The organism is Kitasatospora sp. NRRL B-11411, assembly GCF_000721345.1.
In the GTDB taxonomy this organism is placed as follows: domain Bacteria; phylum Actinomycetota; class Actinomycetes; order Streptomycetales; family Streptomycetaceae; genus Kitasatospora; species Kitasatospora cineracea.
This window is the reverse complement of record NZ_JOGH01000032.1, coordinates 14,001-34,200: the sequence shown is the minus strand read 5'-3', so window position 1 is coordinate 34,200 and position 20,200 is coordinate 14,001. Positions and strand designations below refer to the sequence as shown.

Here is a 20,200-nt window from a genome sequence, read left to right as displayed (position 1 = left end):
TGCGACGGGCACCTTGGCTGTTTGCCGGAACCGATCCTAAGATAGACCCAGTCTAAGTCAAGAAGAGGGTCAATCGGGTGGTGATCCGCTCGAATCGGGTGTCCGGCGAGGCCCGCTGTACAGTTCGGGCGAATGTTGAGCTGATTGGGTGAACAAGATGAGTGACCTGCTGGAACGGCTGCGGTCCCGCGGCTGGCGGCTGACCTCGCAGCGACGGGTGGTCGCCGAGGTGCTCGACGGCGACCACGTCCATCTGACCGCGGACGAGGTGCACGCGCGCGCCGCCGACCGCCTCCCCGAGATCTCCCGCGCCACCGTCTACAACACCCTCGGTGAACTCGTCACCCTCGGTGAGGTCCTGGAGGTCGCCACCGACGGCCGCGCCAAGCGCTACGACCCCAACGCCCACCGGCCGCACCAGCACCTGGTCTGCTCCGCCTGCGGCACCATCCGGGACGTCCACCCCACCGGCGACCCGCTCGCCGCCCTCCCCGCCGCCGAGCGCTTCGGCTTCGCCGTCGCCACCGCCGAGGTCACCTACCGCGGACTCTGCCCCGACTGCGCCTGACCCGTCCCCCGCACCACCCCGGCCCGATCGGCCACCGCCGCCCGATCGGCCACCACCTGGTCAGCCGCCACCCGGTCAGCCGTCGGACGCCCGCCCGGCCGCACCGCGCCCAGCAGCGCGATCAGCACCCCCGCCGCCACCAGCAGCCACCACACCCCGCGCGCCGCCGAAGTGAACGCCGCGCCGCCCGCCGCCACCCCCGGCGCCAGCAGGCTGCCCGCCACCGCCACGCCCACCGCCGAGCCGGTCTGCCGGGCCGTCGAGGCCAGCGCGGCCGCCACCGAGGCCATCGACCCCGGCATCCCCGACACCGCCGTGTTGCTGATCGGCGGGTTCACCGTCCCCTGGAACACCCCCACCAGCGCGAACACCGCCAGCAGCACCGGCACCGGCGTCCGGGGGCCCACCGGCAGCAGCAACAGCCCGGCCAGCGCCAGCGACACGCCCGCCACCAGCAGCGGCCCGCGCGGCCCGGACCGGCCCACCGCCCGGCCGGTGTGCGGCGACAGCACCAGGATCAGCACCCCCACCGGCGCCAGGCACAGCCCCGCCCGCAGCGCCGGCATCCCGCGCTCCTCCTGCAGGTACAGCGTCACCGCGAACAGGAACGCCCCGAACGCGCACAGCGCCGCGAACGCCATCGCCAGCGCCGCCACCAGCGGGCCGCGGCGCAGCAGCCGCACCTCCAGCAGCGGGTCCGTCCGCCGCGCCTCGTACCACCCCAGCACCGGGACGGCCACCGCCGCGACCGCCAGCGGCCCCCACACCGTCGGCGCGGACCAGCCGGACCGGCCCGCCGAGATCAGCCCGAACACCGTCCCGCCCAGCAGCGCCACCACCAGCAGCTGCCCCACCGGGTCGAACCGGCGGGCCCGCGCCGCCCGGGACTCCGGCACCCAGCGCAGCGCGCCCGCCACGCCCGCCGCCACCACCGGCAGGTTCACCCAGAACACCGCCCGCCAGCCCCAGCCGTCCACCAGCGCCCCGCCCAGCACCGGGCCCAGCACCAGCCCCAGCCCGGACACCGACCCGAACACCCCGATCGCCCGGGCCCGTTCGGCCGGCTCCGGGAACGCGGTGGCCACGATCGCCATCGCCACCGGGTTCAGCATCGTCCCGCCCACCGCCTGCACCGCCCGCGCCGCCACCAGCCAGCCCGTCCCCGGCGCCAGCGCGCACAGCGCCGACCCCAGCCCGAACACCAGCAGCCCCAGCACGAACACCCGCCGCCGCCCCCACCGGTCCGCCGCCGCCCCCGCCGGCAGCAGGAACGCCGCCAGCACCAGCGTGTACGCGTCCACCGTCCACTGCAGGGCCGGCACCGGCGCCCCCCACTCCCGCCGCACGGCGGGCAGCGCCACGTTCACCACGGTGATGTCCAGCACCACCAGCAGCATGCTCAGGCAGCACACCGCGAGCACCAACCACCTTCGCCGGTCGTCCGGTCCTGGCACCGGTCAGCCTCCGTCCGCCGCCGGCACGGGTGTTGACCGCACGTCAACGGGGCCCCGACCGGCCGGCGGCACCGACGCTACGATTTCGAGCGTGCTCGAGATCAAGCCCGAAACCGTGCTCCCCGCCGAGGGCGTGACGATCGCCGAGGCCGCCGAACGCACCGGCGTCAGCGTCCACACCCTGCGCTACTACGAACGCGCCGGCCTGGTCGTCACCCCGATCGACCGCACCCCCGGCGGCCGCCGCCGCTACCACCACCGCGACCTCCGCTGGATCGACATCTGCACCCGGCTGCGCGCCACCGGCATGCCGATCCGCAGCATCCGCCGCTACGCCGAACTCGTCATGGCGGGCGACGGCAACGAGGCCGAACGGCTGGCCCTGCTGGAGGCCCACCAGGCCGAGACCGCCGCCCGCCTCGCCGAACTCCGTACCCACCTCGACCGCATCGACCACAAGGTCGCCACCTACCGCGCCCGGCTCGCCGAGGGCCGCGCCGAGGGCCTCTGGACCCCGAACCCTTGACCAGGATTTGACCCCCCTGGGCAAAGCTTTACCCCAGGTCGGACGGCCTCCCGCCGCCCTCCCCGGCCCGCCGCGCGCTGCGCTACAGTCTGGCCGCCCGACCCGGTGGCGCACCCGCCGGGCCCGATCGACTGCACGGGGGACGCACAGTGGCGGTTGACGACCTGCCGGCACCGGTGGTGACGTTCCTCAACGTCATCGGGGTGCCCTGGCCGTACATCAACGAGGACGAGGTCCGCGAGTTCGCCGCCATGGTGCGGAAGTTCGGCCAGGCCGTGGAGCGGACCCACGCCGAGGCGACCCGGGCGATGGACGGCTTCGCCCAGGCGTACCAGGGCGCCGCCACCCGGCGGATGCAGTCCGGCTGGTCCGAGCTCTCCGAACGGCACACCCGGGAACTGGTGCTGGGCTGCACGCTGCTCGCCGAGGCGCTGGAGGTCGGCGCCGAGGTGATCGTCGCGCAGAAGGTCGAGGCCCTGGTCGAACTGGGCGTCATGGCCGCCGCCTTCATCGCCGACCAGGCCGCCGCGGTGGCCACCCTCGGACTGGCCGAGGCCGCCGTGCCGGTGATCGTGGAGGCCGGGAAGAAGCTGCTGGAGACGCTCAAGCAGCAGATCATCCAGTACGTCATCGGCGAGATCATCGAGGCCGCGGCCAAACCGCTCTTCGCCAAGATCGAGCACGCCATGTCCGGCCTGGACTGGGGGCAGACCTCGGGCGGAGCCGGCGCCGCGGACGGCTTCAGCCTCGACGCCGACCTGGCCGACCGGCACCTGAGCACGATGCGCGCCCACACCGAGGCGTTCCGCGGCCACGCGCAGGAACTGCGCGGCGGACTCGAGAGGCTGGCGTTCTGATGGGGGCCGGAGGAGAGGAGCAGGCGGTCTTCCGGGCGCTCAAGAACGACGCCCTGGACTCGCTGCCGAAGATCGCCGAGAAGCACGCCTCGGTCGTCGAGGAGGCCGCCGAGAAGGGCACCCGGAACCTCGCCGCCCACGCCGCCACCGAGGCGAAGATCGCCGAGGACCTCAGGGCGGTGGCCCCGAAGGACCTCAAGGCGGCCGGCCCCCGCCCGGCGGGCGGGGCGCACGGGCCGGCCGGCGGGGCCGGGACGGTCCCGCGCACCGGCCCCGGCCACGGCCCGCTCGAACCCGAGCACTACGGCAACGGCGCGCTCCGCGACGGCCCCGGCTACCAGCAGGAGATCGACCGCGAGCTGGCCCCCCGCGGCCTCGACCGCGCCGAGCACGACCGCCTCCGCCTCACCCCCACCAACGACCTGGACGAGCAGCAGCTCCGCCAGGTCGTCCAGGTCCGCGACGCGATCAAGCTGGACGAGGGCCGGATGGTCACCAAGATCGTCAAGCCCGACGTCGCGGAGGCGTACCTGGAGAACAGCGCCTCGCTCGGCGGCCGGACCTTCAACCCCGGCGAGTTCCGCGGCTCCATCGCGCGCGGCTCCGACACCGCCGACCTGCGCAGCATGGACGACCTGCGCAACGGCCTGGCCCTCGACGACGGCGGCGCCGGCTGGACCCCGGTCCCGCCCGGCGCCACCGAGGCGTACCAGCTGCGCTTCCCCGCCCCGCACGGCATGCAGGCCGACCCGACCCTCGGCGCGGTCGGCGACCAGGCCCTGGCCGACCGGGTCGCGGGCCTGGCCGGGAAGAATGCGGGCAGGGCCTGGGACGAACCGTTCCTGGGCACCGGCTACACCGGCGGCGGCGTCCCGGAGTGGGACGCCAGGCCCACCGGCTTCCCGCACGGTGCGGAGATCTGGCGGATGAACGCCGACGGGACCGAAGAGGCCGTCGGCCACTTCGACAAGGACGATGGGCTGTGGAAGTACTATGACAACTGACCCGACGGGCCGTCACCAGCCGGTCAGGGGCGAGTTCGCGGCCTTCCGCGGCGTGCTGTACCCGGCCCGCGCCGCCGCCGGCCGCTGGCCGTGCGTCGAACTGCTCCCCGCCCCCGGCACCCCCGCCCCGGAGGGCGTCGCCCCCCGGCTCGCCGCCGACGGCTCGGTGGCCGGCTACCCGCTGCCGCCCGAACTGCTCGACGCCTGGTACACCGCGCACTGGACCTTCCGCTGGCGCGGCGAGCCCTTCGAGTGCACCGACCGGGTCGGCGACACCGTCTCCGGCAGCTACCTCGGCAGCGACCGGGAGTTCGCCGCGCAGCACCTGAAGCGCCGGATCACCGGCCACCGGGGCACCTTCCCGCTCGCCGAGGTCACCGAGCCCGAGGAGCACCGCGAGGACCTGCTCGGCCCGCGCCTCGAACTGGCCCGGCGGCTGGCCGAGGCCGACCACTTCCGGCCCGGCGGCCGCGCCGTCCTCGCCGGCACCACCCACCGGGCCGCCACCAGCACCGACGCCCGGGGCCTGGTCGTCCTCGACGGGGTCGGCGCGGTCCCCCCGGAGCAGCTCGACGCCTGGTACCGCACCCACTGGACGTTCCGCTGGCAGGACGGCCCGTTCGACGCCGTCGGCACCGTGGAGGGCCGGATCAAGGGCGTCTACACCGGCGGCAGTTGGGGCTTCGCCGACGGCCACCAGCTGGACGAGGAGACCGCCCCCGACGGGACGCACACCCGGTACACCGTGGAGGCGGACCTGGACAGCGTCACCGACCTCACCCCGCACCGCACCGACCTGCTGCCCCCGCGCCACTGACCCCCGGCCCCCCGGACCCGGCGGCCCCACGGCCGCCGGGCCGCACACCGGAGCCCGGCCCGGCCCGGAAAAGCAGAAAGACCCCAGATCAACTGGGGTCTCACTCTGGTGTCCGAGGGGGGACTTGAACCCCCACGCCCGATAAAGGGCACTAGCACCTCAAGCTAGCGCGTCTGCCATTCCGCCACCCGGACCGGGTGTTCACCTCGGGGCTTCCTCTCGGCTGCCCCCTGGCGACAGAGAGAACACTACCAGGCCCGGGGAGTGCTTCTCACCTGCGTTTTCGGTGCCCCGGGCGGCCCCGGCCCGGGGATCGGGGCAGAACCGGACAAGCCGGGCGGCGGCCCGGCCGTCGGGAGGGCGATTGCGCTGGTGGGCGGGGGCGGAAGCGATTTCGGACGGGCGTTCTGAGGGCAACAGTGGGCCCGCGGCGCGACGCGACCGGCCAGGAGGGCGCAGAACACGTACCGAATCGGTCGGGAACCTTCACGACACGCGTAGTTCCAGTCCCGGTGCGGGTCATCGGGGGGTGCTCTCCTAGCCTCTGTGGACCAGGGAGCCTTGAGCGGAACGCCCGATTCCCGACAGCCGCCGCCGGTCGGACCCCGGCGCGGGAGCCTCCCGTCCCCGCGTGAAGGGCGGCATGCAGTGGAACAGACGGACAAGGCGGTCCCCGACGCCGCGAGCTGGTGGCCCGGCCGCGAGCGGGGGCCGGGCCCCGACCCGGGGGTGTGGCGGTTCTCGGCGGTCTCCCACGAGGCGTCGGTGCCGCGCACCCGGCACGCGGTGCGCGACCGGCTGCTGGCCCAGGGGATGGCGGGGGAGCGCTACCAGGAACTGGTGGACGACCTGCTGCTGATCGTCTCCGAGCTGGTGTCCAACGCCGTCACGCACGCGGCGGTGCTCTCGCCCGAGGTGGTCTGCGAGCTCGCCGTCACCGCCGACCGGGTCCGGATCTCGGTGGTCGACGGTCACCCGTACCGCCCCAAGGCGCAGGAGAACGACCCGGCCCGGCCGGGCGGGCGCGGGCTGCTGCTGGTCAAGAGCATCACCCTGCAGGCCGGCGGCGAGTGCGACGTGGAGCGCACCGCGGACGGCGGCAAGGTGATCTGGGCCCACGGCTCCCTCGTCGGCACCGCCCGGACTCGGCCCTCACCCCTCCCCCAGCCTTCGGCCGGGAGGTGCCCCCTTCTTCACCCACCCTCCATGTGCCGGCCGGTCTGAGCCCGCGACCGGCGGGCCCGGTCCGGCTACCAGTCGTGCCCGGCGATCTCCCGGATGCCCGGCAGCGCCGCCTCGAAGACCGTCTCGAACCAGACCGAGAACGGCTTCTCGGCCCGCAGCTCGCGCAGCTCGGCCGCGGTCACGAACCGGGTGTCCTCGATCTCCTCCGGGTCCGGCTCCAGCTCCGCCGTGACCAGCCCGACGAACAGGTGGTTCCACTCCCGCTCGATCAGCCCGGACGCCTCGTCCGGCAGGTCGTAGCGGACGGTGCCCGCCTCGCAGAGCAGGGCCGGCGCGGCGCCGAGCTCCTCCGCGGTGCGCCGGGCGGCCGCGGTGAACGGCTGCTCGCCCGGGTACGGGTGCCCGCAGCAGGTGTTCGACCAGACGCCGGGGGAGTGGTACTTGCCGAGCGCCCGGCGCTGCAGCAGCAGGCGCCCCTGGCGGTCGAACAGGAAGACCGAGAACGCCCGGTGCAGTCGGCCCGGCTGCTGGTGGGCCCAGAGCTTCTCACCGGTCCCGATGGTCACGCCGTCGTCGTCGACCAGCTCCAGCAGGATCTCGCCGGGCGCGGCCGGGGACGGGGGGACCAGCTCCGGCGAGAGGGCCTCGGTCGGGCTGACAGCAGGGCTCATGGGCACAATGCCCCTTTCGGCACGTGGACCGGAGCCGCCGCCCGGGCCGGTGCGGTCCGCGGCTGCCCGCCCCGGTCCGTGGGGTCGGCTGCACGCGCGTCGGTCCGGATTGGTCGGTCCGGCCGACGCCGTCGGGGCCCAAGTCTGCCGCATGGCCCGCCCCGTGCGGGCCCGCGACGCACACCCGGGGGTCGGAGGAGGGCGCCACTGGCAGAAGTGTTCGACCAGTGGTCCACCACGGTCACCGGACGTTCACCGAGCTCCCCCGAACGATCACCGACGCCGTGCGGGGCCGCGTTCTGGCAGGTCGCCGAGGTCGCCTACCATCAGTGGCACCGGGCGGTCCGCAGCGGCCGCCCGCTCGGCGCGCCGCAGCCGCGGCCGCACCAGGCCCGCACGGCGCGACCGACCCGGATCGGCGTCCGCGGCACCCGAGAGACCCTGGAGTCCCGCATGATCGGCCTCGTCCTGGCCGCCGGCGCCGGCCGCCGGCTCCGCCCCTACACCGACACCCTGCCCAAGGCGCTGGTGCCGGTGGACGGGGAGCGGACGGTGCTCGACCTGACCCTCGGGAACTTCGCCGAGGTCGGCCTGCGCGAGGCGGCGATCGTGGTCGGCTACCGCAAGGAGGCGGTGTACGAGCGCCGCGAGGCGCTGGAGCGCACCTACGGCGTCAAGCTGACCCTGGTCGAGAACGACAGGGCCGAGGAGTGGAACAACGCCTACTCGCTGTGGTGCGCCCGCGAGCTGTTCGCCGAGGGCCTGCTGCTGGCCAACGGCGACACCGTGCACCCCGCCTCGGTGCAGCGCACCATGCTGGACGGCAACGACCGCCGGATCAAGGAGGGCCGCGCCCCCGGCATCCTGCTCGCGCTGGACACGGTGAAGAAGCTCGCCGACGAGGAGATGAAGGTCGTCGTCGACCCCGAGCTGGGGATGCGCCGGATCACCAAGCTGATGGACCCGCTGGACGCCACCGGCGAGTACATCGGCGTCACCGTGATCAACCCGTCCGCCGCCGACGCCCTCGCCGACGCCCTCAAGGCCGTGTACGAGCGCGACCCGCAGCTGTACTACGAGGACGGCTACCAGGAGATGGTCGACCGCGGCCTGACGATCGACGTGCAGCCGATCGGCGAGGTCTCCTGGGTCGAGGTCGACAACCACGAGGACCTCGCCAAGGCCCGGGAGATCGCGTGCCGGTACTGACCCGCCTGGTGCCCTCGCCGGTCTTCGTGGAGATCCGCGCGGGCGCCCTGGACGCGCTCGGCGGGATCCTCGCCGACCAGCGGCTGTCCGCGGCCGGCCGGATCGCGGTGGCGATCAGCGGGGGCTCCGGCGCGGTGCTGCGCGAGCGCCTGGAGCCCGCGCTGCCCGGCGCGGACTGGTACCTGGTCGAGGACGGCACCCTGGACAGCGCGGTCCGGCTGACCGACGAGATCCGCCGCGGCCACTACGACGCCCTGGTCGGCCTCGGCGGCGGCAAGATCATCGACGTGGCGAAGTACGCCGCGGCGCGGGTCGGCCTGCCGGTGGTCGCGGTCGCCACCAACCTGGCCCACGACGGCATCTGCTCCCCGGTCTCCACCCTCGACAACGACGCCGGCCGCGGCTCCTACGGGGTCCCGGGGCCGATCGGCATCGTGGTCGACCTGGACGTCATCGCCAAGGCCCCGAAGCGCTTCGTGGCCGCCGGGATCGGCGACGCCGTCTCCAACATCTCCGCCTGCGCGGACTGGGAGCTCTCGCACGCGGTGACCGGCGAACCCGTCGACGGACTGGCCGTGGCGATGGCCCGCTCGGCCGGCGAGAACCTGCTCCGGCACCCGGGCACCCTGGAAGACCCGGACCTGCTGACCACGCTGGCGGAAGCCCTGGTACTGTCCGGCATCGCGATGAACATCGCAGGCAGCACCCGGCCCAGTTCGGGCGCCTGCCACGAGATCTCGCACGCCCTGGACGTGCTGTACCCCAAGCGGTCCGCGCAGCACGGCGAGCAGGTCGGCCTCGGCGCCGCCTTCGCCTGCCACCTGCGGGGCGAACGGGAACTGTCCGGACTGATCGTGGAGCGCCTGCGCTTCCACGGCCTCCCGGTGACCGCCGATCAGATCGGCTTCACCGGGGCGGAGTTCACCGAAGCGGTGCACTACGCTCCGAACACCAGACCGGGGCGCTTCACCATCCTCGAACACCTCGACCTCTCCGCCACAGACATCAGGGACGCGTACGCCGACTATGTCCAAGCCGTCAACAGCTGAACGCCCGCCGGTCGACCTCACCCGGCGCCCGTCGATCGAGGAACTGCGGGCGGTGATCCATCCCGAGGGGATGCTGCAGCGCCGCAGCGCCGAGCACTGGGCCGGCCGCCTCTACATGCGGAAGATCTCGCTGCGGATCACCCGGGTCCTGTCGACCGCCACGGCGATCACGCCCAACGGCCTGACCTACCTGATGATGCTCACCGGCATCCTGGCCGGCCTCGCCCTGGTCGTCCCCGGCCTGACCGGCGCGGTCCTGGGCGCGGTGCTGATCCAGGTCTACCTGCTGCTGGACTGCGTGGACGGCGAGGTGGCCCGCTGGCGCCGGCAGACCTCGCTCACCGGCGTCTACCTGGACCGGGTCGGCCACTACATGTCCGAGGCCGCGCTGCTCACCGGCCTGGGCCTGCGGGCCGCCGACCTGTTCCACCGCGAGGGCGCGCACGCCGCCTGGCAGTGGGCCTTCCTGGGCACGCTGGCCGCGCTCGGCGCGATCCTGATCAAGTCCGAGACCGACCTGGTGGACGTGGCCCGGGCCCGCTCCGGCCTGACCGCCGTCGAGGACAGCGCCTCGGTGCCGCGCTCGACCGCGGTGGCCAAGGCCCGCCGGGCCGCCTCGCTGCTGAAGTTCCACCGCCTGGTCGGCGCGGTCGAGGCCTCGCTGTTCATCCTGGCCGCCGGCATCGCCGACGCGGTCCGCGGCGACCTGTTCTTCACCCGCCTCGCGGTCGTGGTGCTGGCCGCCATCGCCGTGCTGCAGACCGTCCTGCACCTGCTGTCCATCGTGCTGTCCAGCAGGCTGCGATGAGCGACGACTTCCGACTCGGCGCGGTCATCATCACGATGGGCAACCGGCCCGCCGAGCTGAACGCCCTGATCGAGTCGGTGCGCGCCCAGCAGGGCCCGCCGGTGGAGCTCGCGGTGGTCGGCAACGGCGCCCCGCTGCCCGTCCTGCCCGAGGGCGTGCGCAGCGTCGAGCTGCCGGAGAACCTGGGTATCCCCGGCGGCCGCAACGTCGGCATCGAGCTGTTCGGCCCGGACGGCCGGGACGTCGACGCGGTGCTCTTCCTGGACGACGACGGCCTGCTGCCGAACACCGACTCGGCCGAGCTGCTGCGCGCGGCGTTCACCGCCGACCCGGGCCTGGGCATCGTCTCGTTCCGGATCGCCGACCCGGAGACCGGCACCACCCAGCGCCGCCACGTCCCCCGGCTGCGCGCCAGCGACCCGCTGCGCGGCTCCCGGGTCACCACCTTCCTGGGCGGCGCCAGCGCGGTGCGCAGCGCGGTGTTCCCGCAGGCCGGGCAGCTGCCGGCGGAGTTCTTCTACGCGCACGAGGAGACCGACCTGGCCTGGCGCGCGCTGGACGCCGGCTGGTCGATCGACTACCGCCCGGACGTGGTGCTGCACCACCCGGCGACCTCCCCGGCCCGGCACGCGACCTACTTCCACAACGTGGCCCGCAACCGGGTGTGGCTGGCCCGACGGAACCTTCCGGCCCCGTTGGTGCCTCTCTACCTGGGAACCTGGTTCCTGCTGACCGTCGCCCGCCGTCCCTCCGCCGAGGGGCTGAGGGCCTGGCTGGGCGGTTTCCGGGCGGGCTTCCGCGAGCCCTGCGGTCCGCGGCGGCCCATGCGATGGCGTACGGTCTGGCGTCTGACCAGACTAGGCCGACCTCCGATCATCTGATTGGATCAGTGCTCGATCGCCCGGTCGGTGAGCAGCACCGGCCGGACCCCCGTGATCCAGTGGATCCCCCTCGGCGCAGGCCGGCGGACCCCCGCCGACCGGCCGCCCCGACCGATCCCGCGTGAAGGACGAATGTGTCGACAGTGAGTGAACCCGTCAGCCCCTCGGCCCCCAGGGGTGCGGACGCGGGCCTGACCCCCAAACAGCTCGCGGACAGGTACGGCCTGTCGGTGAGCGGTGCCCGGCCGGGTCTGTTCGCGTACACCAAGCAGCTCTGGGCGCGACGCCACTTCATCTGGGCCTTCGCCACCGCCCGTCTGGTGGCCCAGTACACCGACGCCAAGCTCGGTCAGCTCTGGCAGGTGGTGACCCCGCTGCTCAACTGCGGCGTGTTCTACCTGGTCTTCGGCGTCATCCTGCGCAGCAAGGAAGGCTTCCCGGACGGCACCTACATCGCCTGGCTGTGCATCGGCGTCTTCATCTTCCAGTTCACCCAGAACGCGGTGCAGTCCGGCACCCGGGCGATCTCCGACAACCTCGGCCTGATCCGGGCGCTGCACTTCCCGCGCGCCAGCCTGCCGATCGCCTTCACCGTGATCCAGCTGCAGCAGCTGCTGATCTCGATGGTGGTGCTGGTGGTGACGGTGCTGGCGGCCGGCATCACCCCGGGCCCGACCTGGCTGCTGATCATCCCGGCGCTGCTCCTGCAGACGCTGTTCAACACCGGCGTCTCGCTGGTCTTCGCCCGGATCGGCGCCAAGACCAGCGACATCTCCCAGCTCATCCCGTTCGTGATGCGGGCGTGGATGTTCCTGTCCGGCGTGATGTTCAGCATCCAGGACCGGGTCAGCTCCTGGCCGCGCGTGATCCAGGTGCTCTGCGACATCAACCCGGCGTCGGTCTACATGAACCTGCTCCGGCACGCCTTCGCCCCCGTCATCTACAACCCGCACCAGCCGGTGCACCAGTCGCTGCCCCCGCACCAGTGGACGTACGGCATCGCCTGGGGCGTCGGGCTGTTCGTCATCGGATTCGTCTTCTTCTGGAAGGCCGAGGAGGAGTACGGCCGTGGCTGACACCGACCTGACCAAGACCTACGTCCAGGACGCCGACATGACGCGCCAGCCCACCGTGGTCGTCGACGACGTGCACATCGTCTACCGGGTGCACGGCGCGGGCTCCGGCAAGGGCAGCGCCACCTCGGCGCTGAGCCGCATCCTCACCCGCAAGCGCGCCTCCGGCGTCCGCGAGGTGCACGCCGTGCGGGGCATCAGCTTCACCGCCTACAGGGGCGAGGCGATCGGCCTGATCGGCTCCAACGGCTCCGGCAAGTCGACCATGCTGGCCGCCATCGCGGGCCTGCTGCCGACCGAGCGGGGCGGCATCTACACCAACGGCCAGCCCTCGCTGCTGGGTGTCAACGCGGCGCTGATGAACGAGCTGACCGGTGAGCGCAACGTGGTGCTCGGCTGCCTGGCGATGGGCATGAGCCCCGCCCAGGTGCGCGCCCGCTACCAGGACATCGTCGACTTCTCGGGGATCAACGAGAAGGGCGACTTCATCTCGCTGCCGATGCGCACCTACTCCTCCGGCATGGGCGCCCGGCTGCGGTTCTCCATCGCGGCGGCCAAGACTCACGACGTGCTGCTGATCGACGAGGCCCTCGCCACCGGCGACCAGGGCTTCCAGCAGCGCTCCAAGGCCCGGATCAACGAGCTGCGGCAGCAGGCGGGCACGGTCTTCCTGGTCAGCCACGACAACAACGCGATCCGCGAGGTCTGCGAGCGGACCATCTGGATCGAGCACGGCGAGCTGATCATGGACGGCCCCACCGAAGAGGTGGTCCGCCGGTACGAGAAGGGCGAGCGCCCCTGAGCGGGGGCGGGTCGCACGGCGCAGGGCCGGTGCGCGGGGAGCGGATCCCCGGGCACCGGCCCTGCGCCGTGCGGCGGGTGAAGGCGTGGCGACGGAAGCGTGTCCGTGGCGCGGTGGCGGTGCGGCCCGGTGTAGAACGGGGGAGTGACGGCAGTGTCGGATTCAACTAAGTCGGATAACCAGACAGCGGCGGTGACGCTGGACAAGGCGGACCTGGAGAACTTCCCGGTCGCCCCCGGCTTCCTGCCCGCCGCCTGGCGCGGCGACCTGATGGCGGTCTACGGCTTCGCCCGCCTGGTCGACGACGCCGGCGACGGCGACCTCGCCGACCCGGCCGCCGCCGCCCGGCTGCTGGACGTGCCCGGCGCCCCCGCGGACGAGGGCTTCCGGCTCGCCCTGCTGGACGGCCTGGAGCGCGACCTGGACCGCGCCTTCGCCGCCGCCCTCGGCGACGACCCGTCCCCGCACGGCACCGTCCTGGGCACCGACCCCGGCGAGCCCCGGCACCCGCTGGTGCGCCGCCTGGTCCCGCTGATCGAGCGGCACGCCGTCACCCCCGAGCCGTTCCGCCGGCTGATCGAGGCCAACCGGGTGGACCAGACCACCACCCGCTACCCGGCCTACGCCGACCTGCGCCACTACTGCACCCTCTCCGCCGACCCGGTCGGCCGCCTGGTGCTCGCGCTGGCCGGCCGGGCCACCCCGGACCGGATCGAGCTGTCCGACGCGATCTGCACCGCGCTGCAGATCGTCGAGCACCTCCAGGACGTCGCCGAGGACCTCGACCGCGGCCGGATCTACCTCCCGCTCGAAGACCTCGCGGTCTTCGGCGTCACCGAGCGCGACCTCGCCGCCGACACCGCCTCCCGCGGCGTGCGCCAGCTGATCGCCTGGGAGGCGAGCCGGGCCCGGACCCTGCTCGACCGCGGCGCGCCGCTGGTGGGTACGGTTCACGGGAGGCTCCGACTGCTGCTGGCGGGATTCACCGCCGGCGGGTACGCGGCCCTGGACGCCATCGAGGCGGTCAGGTTCGACGTGCTCGCGCACCGGGCGAAGCCCGACAAGCGCCGCCTGGCCGGCCGGGCGGCGGCACTCTTCGTGAAGGGAAGGTGAGCGCCCGCGTGGGGGCATCACCACTGGCGTCCGCGCCGGTCATGGCGGCCTACCGGTACTGCGAGGCGGTCACCGCCCTGCAGGCCCGCAACTTCAGCTACGGCATCCGGCTGCTGCCCGAGGCCAAGCGGCTGGCGATGTCGGCGCTGTACGCGCTGGCCCGCCGGGTCGACGACATCGGCGACGGCGAACTGCCCGCCGAGCAGAAGGCCGAGGCACTGGCCCGCACCCGCACCCTGCTCGACGAGGTCCGGGCGGGCGCGGTCACCGAGGAGGACACCGACCCGATCAAGGTCGCGCTGGCCGACGCGGCCCGCCGCTTCCCGATCCCGCTCGGCGGCTTCGACGAACTGATCGACGGCGTCGAGATGGACCTCAAGGGCGTCGAGTACGGCACCTACGAGGAGCTCAAGGTCTACTGCCGCTGCGTGGCCGGCTCGATCGGCCGGCTCTCGCTGGGCGTCTACGGCTGCGAGGACCAGGAGCGCGGCGCCGAGTACGCCGACACCCTGGGCCTGGCCCTGCAGCTCACCAACATCCTGCGCGACGTGCGCGAGGACGCCCTGAACGGCCGCACCTACCTGCCCACCGAGGACCTGGTCCGGTTCGGCTGCCAGCAGGGCTTCGCGCTGCCCGCCCTCCCGGCCGGCGCCGACTTCACCGGCCTGGTCGCCTTCGAGGCCGAGCGCGCCCAGCGCGCCTTCGAGGAGGGCCTGCGGCTGCTCCCGATGCTCGACCGCCGCAGCCGCGCCGCCACCGCCGCGATGGCCGGCATCTACCACCGCCTGCTCGGCCGGATCGCCGCCGACCCGCACTCGGTGCTCCGCGGCCGGGTCTCGCTGCCCGGCTGGGAGAAGGCGTACGTGGCACTGTCCGGGCTCGCCGGAGGGCGTTCTTGATTCTCGCGCTAGTTCTGTCACGCTGTGTCAACAGGGAATCACGACGCATGCGCACGTTGTTGTGCCCACCGTCCACTGCCGTCCGGGAGGGCCGATGAGCACGCCGACAGCGCCGCGCGAGCGCACCGCCGTGGTCGTCGGCGGCGGCCTGGCCGGCATCACCGCCGCCCTCCGCCTCGCCGACGCGGGCGTGCGCACCACCCTGCTGGAGGCCCGGCCCCGGCTCGGCGGCCTGGCCTTCTCCTTCCAGCGCGGCGAACTGACCGTCGACAACGGCCAGCACGTCTACCTGCGCTGCTGCACCGCCTACCGCGGCCTGGTCGACCGGCTCGGCGCGAACGCCATGGTCGACCTCCAGCCCCGGCTGGACGTCCCGGTGCTCTCGCTCGCCCCCGACGGCAGCCGCAGCCTCGGCCGGCTGCGCCGCGCCGAGCTGCCCGTCCCGCTGCACCTGGCCGGCAGCCTCGCCACCTACCGGCACCTGAGCCCGGCCGACCGGCTGCGGGTGGTGCGCGGCGCGCTCGCCCTGCAGAAGCTCGACCTCGCCGACCCGGCGCTGGACGACCTCTCCTTCGGCGAGTGGCTGCGCCGGCACGGCCAGACCCCGGCCACCGTGGCCGCCGTCTGGGACCTGGTCGGCGTGGCCACCCTGAACGCCACCGCCGACCGCACCTCGATGGCGCTGGCCGCGATGGTCTTCAAGACCGGCCTGCTCTCCGAGCCGGGCGCCGCCGACATCGGCACGGCCGGCGTCCCGCTCGGCGGGATCCACCACGACCGGGCGACGGCCGAGCTGGAGCGGGCCGGCGTCCGGATCCGGCTGCGCACCCGGGCCGCCGAACTGAAGGCCGCCGAGCAGAACGCCGTCCGGCTGGAGGGCGGCGAGCTGCTCACCGCCGACACCGTGGTGCTGGCCGGCGCCCAGGACACCGCGGCCGCCCTGCTGCCGCCCGGCGCCATCCCCGACCAGCACCGGCTGGCCGGCTTCGGCACCGCCCCGATCCTCAACGTGCACGTGGTCTACGACCGGCCGCTGATCCGCCGCCCGTTCTTCGCGGCGCTCGGCTCCCCGGTGCAGTTCGTCTTCGACCGCACCCGGCACTCCGGCCTGGCCGTCCCCGGCGCCCAGTACCTGGCGGTCTCGCAGTCCGCCGCCGAGGACGAGATCGACCTGCCGGTGGCCGAGCTGCGGGCCCGCTACCTGCCGGAGCTGGAGCGACTGCTGCCGGCCGCCCGCGGCGCCCGGGTGCTGGACTTCTTCGTCACCCGGGAGCGCACCGCCACCTTCGACCCGGCGCCCGGCACCGCCCGGCTGCGCCCCGGCGCGCGCACCGACCTCCCCGGCATCCTGCTCGCCGGGTCCTGGACGGCCACGGGTTGGCCAGCGACCATGGAGGGCGCGGTGCGCAGCGGGCACGCTGCCGCCGACGCCGCCCTGGCCGGCCACGGCCGGCTCCCGGTCGACCGGGGAGACGGGCGGTGGCCCCGATGACGCCGAGCCCCCACCCCCCGACCACCGACACCACAACCGTCCGACCGCCCGCCGCGGCCGGACGGACGCACCGAGAGGGAACGCACGTGGAGGCACGCACCGGCTCGACGGTCGAGGACACCCCGACCGTCCTCGACCTGCTGGCGCGCGGACGCACGCTCTGCACGCCGCCGATGCGCGCGGCCGTCGCCCGTTTGGCGGCACCGATGGACACCGTCGCGGCCTACCACTTCGGCTGGATCGACCGGGACGGCCGCCCCGCCGCGGGCGACGGCGGCAAGGCGGTGCGCCCGGCGCTGGCCCTGCTGTCAGCCGAAGCGGTGGGCGCCGACGCGCAGGTGGGCGTACCCGGCGGCGTGTCGGTCGAGCTGGTGCACAATTTCTCCCTCCTCCATGATGACCTGATGGACGGTGACGAGACGCGCAGGCACCGGGCCACCGCCTGGACGGTGTTCGGTCCGGCCCAGGCCGTGCTGGCCGGCGACGCGCTGGCCACCCTCGGCACCGAGGTCCTGCTGGACGCCGCGGTGACCGGCGGGGCCGCCCCGGCCGACGCCGCCCGCGCCGTCCGGCTGATCACCACCGCCACCCGGGGGCTGATCGACGGCCAGGCCCTGGACGTCTCGTTCGAGCAGCGCGACGCGGTGACGGTCGAGGAGTGCCTGGCCATGGAGGGCGGCAAGACCGGCGCCCTGCTGGCGGCCTCCGCGGCGATCGGCGCGGTGCTGGCCGGCGCCGACGACAAGGTCTCCGACGCGCTCCAGCGGTACGGCCACCACCTGGGCCTGGCGTTCCAGGCGGTGGACGACCTGCTGGGCATCTGGGGCGCCACCGAAGTGACCGGCAAGCCGCACTGGAGCGACCTCCAGTCGCGGAAGAAGTCGCTGCCGGTGTGCGCCGCGCTGGCCGAGGGGGGCGCCGCCTCCCGCGAGCTGGCCGCACAGCTGGCCGACCCGACCGGCCGCGGCGAGGAGAGCGAGCAGGTGCTCGCCGCCCGCGCCGCGCTGATCGAGCGGGCCGGCGGCCGGGCCTGGACGCAGGAAGAGGCCCGCCGCCAGTACGACACCGCCCTCGCCGCCCTCGGCGAGGTGCCCATGGCCGACGAGGTGCGCGAGCACTTCGTCGCACTCGCCGAATTCGTGGTGGTCAGAGAGAGGTGACGTAAGAGTGACAGCAACCGCGGGTGGAAGGCTCGGACCCCAAACCTCAGTTGCAGTAACACGATCTGACGATTCCTCACCCGCGGCGGCGCTCAGCCGGGCCACCGCACACCTGCTGTCACTCCAGCACGCCGACGGCTGGTGGAAGGGCGACCTGGAGACCAACGTCACCATGGACGCCGAAGACCTGCTGCTCAGGGAGTTCCTGGGCATCCGCACCGAGGAGCAGACCCGGGCCACCGCGGCCTGGATCCGCTCCCGGCAGCGGGAGGACGGCACCTGGGCCACCTTCCACGGCGGCCCGCCCGAACTCTCCACCACCGTCGAGGCGTACGTGGCCCTCCGGCTCGCCGGGGACGCCCCGGACGCCCCGCACATGCGGGCCGCCGCCGCCTTCGTCCGCGAGCGCGGCGGCATCGCCGCCAGCCGGGTGTTCACCCGGATCTGGCTCGCCCTGTTCGGCTGGTGGCCCTGGGAGAAGCTCCCCGAGCTGCCCCCCGAGGTGCTGTTCCTGCCCAGCTGGGCGCCGCTGAACATCTACTCCTTCGGCCAGTGGGCCCGGCAGACCATCGTCCCGCTCACCGTGGTCTCCGCGCACCGCCCGGTCCGCCCCGCCCCGTTCGGCCTCGGCGAACTGCACACCGACCCGGCCGACCCGTACCCCGAGCGGCCGCTCGCCCCCGCGCACAGCTGGGACGGCCTCTTCCAGCGGCTCGACCAGCTGATGCACCGCTACCACCGGCACGCCATCAAGCCGGTGCGCCGCCTGGCGCTGCGGCAGGCCGCCGCCTGGATCATCGAGCGGCAGGAGGCCGACGGCTGCTGGGGCGGCATCCAGCCGCCCGCCGTCTACTCGCTGATCGCGCTGCGGCTGCTCGGCTACCGGCTCGACCACCCGGTGATGAAGGCCGGGCTCGCCGCCTTCGACTCCTTCACCGTCCACACCGAGGACGGCAAGCGCTGGATGGAGGCCTGCCAGTCCCCGGTCTGGGACACCTGCCTGGCCGCCATCGCGCTGCGCGACGCCGGACTGCCCGGCGACCACCCCGCCCTGGTGGGCGCCGGCAGCTGGATGCTCGGCGAGGAGATCACCACCCGCGGCGACTGGGCCGTCAAACGCCCCCGGCTGGCCCCCGGCGGCTGGGCCTTCGAGTTCCAGAACGACACCTACCCGGACGTCGACGACACCGCCGAGGTGGTCCTCGCGCTGCGCCGGATCGACCACCCCGACACCGCCCGGCTGGCCGGCGCCGTCGAACGGGCCGTCGAGTGGAACCTCGGCATGCAGTCCAAGGACGGCGCCTGGGGCGCCTTCGACGCCGACAACACCAGCAGGCTCCCCAACAAGCTCCCGTTCTGCGACTTCGGCGAGGTCATCGACCCGCCCTCGGCCGACGTCACCGCGCACGTGGTGGAGATGCTCGCCGAGACCGGCCGCACCCGGGACCCGCGCACCCGGCGCGGCGTCGCCTGGCTGCTGCGCCACCAGGAGGCCGACGGCTCCTGGTTCGGCCGCTGGGGCACCAACTACATCTACGGCACCGGCTCGGTGGTGCCCGCCCTGATCGCCGCCGGCCTCACCCCCGGCCACCCCGCCGTCCGGCGCGCCGTCGCCTGGCTGACCGGCCGGCAGAACCCGGACGGCGGCTGGGGCGAGGACATGCGCTCCTACGAGGACCCGGCCACCTGGGCCGGCCGCGGCGAGTCCACCGCCTCGCAGACCGCCTGGGCGCTGATGGCGCTGCTGGCGGCCGGCGAGCGCGAGTCCGAGGCGGTCGAGCGCGGCGTCGCCTGGCTCACCGCCACCCAGCGCCCCGACGGGACGTGGGACGAACCGCAGTTCACCGGCACCGGCTTCCCCTGGGACTTCTCCATCAACTACCACCTGTACCGGCTGGTCTTCCCGGTCACCGCGCTCGGCCGCTACGTGCACGGCACCCCGCTCGGCCGGGGCGGTGCGCGATGACCGCGCCGCTGCTGGTGCTGTGCGCGCTCGGGCCGGAGGCCTGGGCGCTGCGCGGCGGCGACTGGTCCGGTGCGGCCGGCGGCCCGCCAGTGCTGGCCCGGACCGGGATGGGCCGCAGGGCCGCCGGGCAGAAGGCCGCCGCCCTGCTCGACGCGGGCGGCTACGGGGCCCTGCTGGTCGCCGGGTTCGGCGCGGCGCTCGGGCCCGGGGTGCGCCCCGGCGAGGTGATCGTCGCCGACCGGGTCACCGACGCCGAGGGCGGCGACCACCCGCTGGCCTCCGCGCCCGCGCTGGCCACCGCCCTGGAGGAGGCGGGCCTGCGGGCCCACCTCGGCACCCACCGCACCGCCGACCACGTGGTGCGCGGCGCCGAACGGGCCCGGCTGCACGCCGCGGGCGCGCTCGCCGTCGACATGGAGGCCGCCGCCGTCCTCGCCGCCCGCGCCGCGCACGCCCCCGGCCTGCCCGCGGCGGTGCTGCGGGTGGTGGTCGACACCCCCGAGCGGGAACTGATCCGCCCCGGCACCCTGCCGGCCGGGGTCCGGGCCTGGCGGACGCTGCGCGCCGCCGTCCCCGCCCTCACCGCGTGGCACCGGCAGGTCGCCGCCACGCCCGCCCAGCTGACGAACCCACAGCCCTCGACGCTCCCCCAGGAGGCGAGCTAAG

The 20,200-nt window shown here is 74.2% G+C and carries 20 protein-coding genes and 1 tRNA gene; 18 read left to right on the top strand and 3 right to left on the bottom strand.

The annotated features are described in order from the left end of the window. Positions 1–157: 157 nt before the first annotated feature. Positions 158–568 (top strand): Fur family transcriptional regulator, encoded by a 411-nt coding sequence (locus tag IH44_RS0117015; protein ID WP_030460424.1) that lies wholly within the window; start codon positions 158–160, stop codon positions 566–568. Here the strand turns inward: IH44_RS0117015 and IH44_RS0117010 are convergent. Then, the gene (locus tag IH44_RS0117010; RefSeq protein ID WP_051816994.1) at positions 538–2,022 is read right to left on the bottom strand and encodes an MFS transporter; all 1,485 of its coding nucleotides are present in this window, start codon (positions 2,020–2,022) and stop codon (positions 538–540) included. The genes IH44_RS0117015 and IH44_RS0117010 overlap by 31 nt on opposite strands. A 91-nt stretch (positions 2,023–2,113) precedes the next feature. On the opposite strand from IH44_RS0117010, the gene IH44_RS0117005 reads away from it, so the two are divergent. From IH44_RS0117005 to IH44_RS0116990, 4 genes are all read left to right on the top strand, one after another. After that, positions 2,114–2,548 (top strand): MerR family transcriptional regulator, encoded by a 435-nt coding sequence (locus tag IH44_RS0117005; RefSeq protein ID WP_030460422.1) that lies wholly within the window; start codon positions 2,114–2,116, stop codon positions 2,546–2,548. 149 nt (positions 2,549–2,697) lie between these two features. Continuing rightward, entirely contained in the window at positions 2,698–3,405 is a 708-nt protein-coding gene (locus IH44_RS0117000; protein WP_051816993.1) for a hypothetical protein, read from the top strand. Continuing rightward, positions 3,405–4,409, top strand: a complete 1,005-nt coding sequence (locus IH44_RS0116995) for a hypothetical protein (protein ID WP_030460420.1) — start codon at positions 3,405–3,407, stop codon at positions 4,407–4,409. Before IH44_RS0117000 ends, IH44_RS0116995 begins: the two co-directional genes overlap by 1 nt. Continuing rightward, a complete protein-coding gene (locus IH44_RS0116990) occupies positions 4,399–5,226 on the top strand; it encodes a hypothetical protein (RefSeq protein ID WP_157852350.1) in 828 nt (275 codons plus the stop codon). The genes IH44_RS0116995 and IH44_RS0116990 overlap by 11 nt, the downstream gene beginning before the upstream one ends. 106 nt (positions 5,227–5,332) lie before the next feature. On the opposite strand, the gene IH44_RS0116985 is transcribed toward IH44_RS0116990, so the two are convergent. Continuing rightward, positions 5,333–5,420, bottom strand: a tRNA-Leu gene (locus IH44_RS0116985). Positions 5,421–5,874: 454 nt separating this feature from the next. On the opposite strand from IH44_RS0116985, the gene IH44_RS0116980 reads away from it, so the two are divergent. Beyond that, positions 5,875–6,450 (top strand): ATP-binding protein, encoded by a 576-nt coding sequence (locus tag IH44_RS0116980; protein ID WP_369794963.1) that lies wholly within the window; start codon positions 5,875–5,877, stop codon positions 6,448–6,450. 26 nt (positions 6,451–6,476) lie between these two features. Here the strand turns inward: IH44_RS0116980 and idi are convergent, their stop codons facing one another. After that, positions 6,477–7,088 carry an isopentenyl-diphosphate Delta-isomerase gene (gene idi / locus IH44_RS0116975; protein ID WP_369794962.1) on the bottom strand — a complete coding sequence of 204 codons (612 nt, stop codon included), beginning with the start codon at positions 7,086–7,088 and terminating at the stop codon, positions 6,477–6,479. 447 nt (positions 7,089–7,535) lie between these two features. Here idi and IH44_RS0116970 point away from each other — a divergent pair, with 447 nt between their 5' ends. From IH44_RS0116970 to IH44_RS0116915, 12 genes are all read left to right on the top strand, one after another. Continuing rightward, the gene (locus IH44_RS0116970; RefSeq protein ID WP_030460416.1) at positions 7,536–8,291 is read left to right on the top strand and encodes a sugar phosphate nucleotidyltransferase; all 756 of its coding nucleotides are present in this window, start codon (positions 7,536–7,538) and stop codon (positions 8,289–8,291) included. Beyond that, complete coding sequence (locus tag IH44_RS0116965) at positions 8,279–9,340, top strand: iron-containing alcohol dehydrogenase family protein (RefSeq protein WP_030460415.1); 1,062 nt, start codon at positions 8,279–8,281, stop codon at positions 9,338–9,340. Before IH44_RS0116970 ends, IH44_RS0116965 begins: the two co-directional genes overlap by 13 nt. After that, complete coding sequence (locus IH44_RS0116960) at positions 9,318–10,148, top strand: CDP-alcohol phosphatidyltransferase family protein (protein ID WP_081966929.1); 831 nt, start codon at positions 9,318–9,320, stop codon at positions 10,146–10,148. Before IH44_RS0116965 ends, IH44_RS0116960 begins: the two co-directional genes overlap by 23 nt. Beyond that, the gene (locus IH44_RS0116955; protein WP_030460413.1) at positions 10,145–11,029 is read left to right on the top strand and encodes a glycosyltransferase family 2 protein; all 885 of its coding nucleotides are present in this window, start codon (positions 10,145–10,147) and stop codon (positions 11,027–11,029) included. The genes IH44_RS0116960 and IH44_RS0116955 overlap by 4 nt, the downstream gene beginning before the upstream one ends. Positions 11,030–11,163: 134 nt before the next feature. Next, positions 11,164–12,105 carry an ABC transporter permease gene (locus IH44_RS0116950; protein WP_030460412.1) on the top strand — a complete coding sequence of 314 codons (942 nt, stop codon included), beginning with the start codon at positions 11,164–11,166 and terminating at the stop codon, positions 12,103–12,105. Positions 12,106–12,142: 37 nt separating this feature from the next. After that, positions 12,143–12,904: an ABC transporter ATP-binding protein gene (locus IH44_RS0116945; RefSeq protein ID WP_030460411.1), complete on the top strand. Its 762-nt coding sequence runs from the start codon at positions 12,143–12,145 to the stop codon at positions 12,902–12,904. 192 nt (positions 12,905–13,096) lie between these two features. Continuing rightward, positions 13,097–14,017, top strand: a complete 921-nt coding sequence (gene hpnC, locus IH44_RS0116940) for a squalene synthase HpnC (protein WP_232794974.1) — start codon at positions 13,097–13,099, stop codon at positions 14,015–14,017. Between the two features lie 41 nt (positions 14,018–14,058). Next, positions 14,059–14,916, top strand: coding sequence for a presqualene diphosphate synthase HpnD (hpnD, locus tag IH44_RS0116935; RefSeq protein WP_051816992.1), 858 nt, complete (start codon positions 14,059–14,061; stop codon positions 14,914–14,916). A 94-nt stretch (positions 14,917–15,010) separates the two neighbouring features. After that, positions 15,011–16,408, top strand: coding sequence for a hydroxysqualene dehydroxylase HpnE (hpnE, locus tag IH44_RS0116930; RefSeq protein WP_030460408.1), 1,398 nt, complete (start codon positions 15,011–15,013; stop codon positions 16,406–16,408). Continuing rightward, positions 16,405–17,568 carry a polyprenyl synthetase family protein gene (locus IH44_RS0116925; RefSeq protein ID WP_369794961.1) on the top strand — a complete coding sequence of 388 codons (1,164 nt, stop codon included), beginning with the start codon at positions 16,405–16,407 and terminating at the stop codon, positions 17,566–17,568. The genes hpnE and IH44_RS0116925 overlap by 4 nt, the downstream gene beginning before the upstream one ends. Before the next feature lie 7 nt (positions 17,569–17,575). Then, positions 17,576–19,534, top strand: a complete 1,959-nt coding sequence (gene shc / locus IH44_RS0116920; RefSeq protein ID WP_030460406.1) for a squalene--hopene cyclase — start codon at positions 17,576–17,578, stop codon at positions 19,532–19,534. Further along, positions 19,531–20,199, top strand: coding sequence for a hypothetical protein (locus IH44_RS0116915; RefSeq protein WP_063759629.1), 669 nt, complete (start codon positions 19,531–19,533; stop codon positions 20,197–20,199). The genes shc and IH44_RS0116915 overlap by 4 nt, the downstream gene beginning before the upstream one ends. Position 20,200: the final 1 nt, after the last annotated feature.

Excerpts from the sequence above, each read along its gene's own strand:
- IH44_RS0117015 (WP_030460424.1), top strand. The coding sequence starts at position 158 with ATGAGTGACCTGCTGGAACGGCTGCGGTCCCGCGGCTGGCGGCTGACC.
- IH44_RS0116995 (WP_030460420.1), top strand. The coding sequence starts at position 3,405 with ATGGGGGCCGGAGGAGAGGAGCAGGCGGTCTTCCGGGCGCTCAAGAAC.
- IH44_RS0116990 (WP_157852350.1), top strand. The coding sequence starts at position 4,399 with ATGACAACTGACCCGACGGGCCGTCACCAGCCGGTCAGGGGCGAGTTC.
- IH44_RS0116970 (WP_030460416.1), top strand. The coding sequence starts at position 7,536 with ATGATCGGCCTCGTCCTGGCCGCCGGCGCCGGCCGCCGGCTCCGCCCC.
- IH44_RS0116960 (WP_081966929.1), top strand. The coding sequence starts at position 9,318 with ATGTCCAAGCCGTCAACAGCTGAACGCCCGCCGGTCGACCTCACCCGG.
- IH44_RS0116955 (WP_030460413.1), top strand. The coding sequence starts at position 10,145 with ATGAGCGACGACTTCCGACTCGGCGCGGTCATCATCACGATGGGCAAC.
- IH44_RS0116945 (WP_030460411.1), top strand. The coding sequence starts at position 12,143 with ATGACGCGCCAGCCCACCGTGGTCGTCGACGACGTGCACATCGTCTAC.
- hpnD (WP_051816992.1), top strand. The coding sequence starts at position 14,059 with ATGGCGGCCTACCGGTACTGCGAGGCGGTCACCGCCCTGCAGGCCCGC.
- hpnE (WP_030460408.1), top strand. The coding sequence starts at position 15,011 with ATGAGCACGCCGACAGCGCCGCGCGAGCGCACCGCCGTGGTCGTCGGC.
- IH44_RS0116925 (WP_369794961.1), top strand. The coding sequence starts at position 16,405 with ATGACGCCGAGCCCCCACCCCCCGACCACCGACACCACAACCGTCCGA.
- IH44_RS0116915 (WP_063759629.1), top strand. The coding sequence starts at position 19,531 with ATGACCGCGCCGCTGCTGGTGCTGTGCGCGCTCGGGCCGGAGGCCTGG.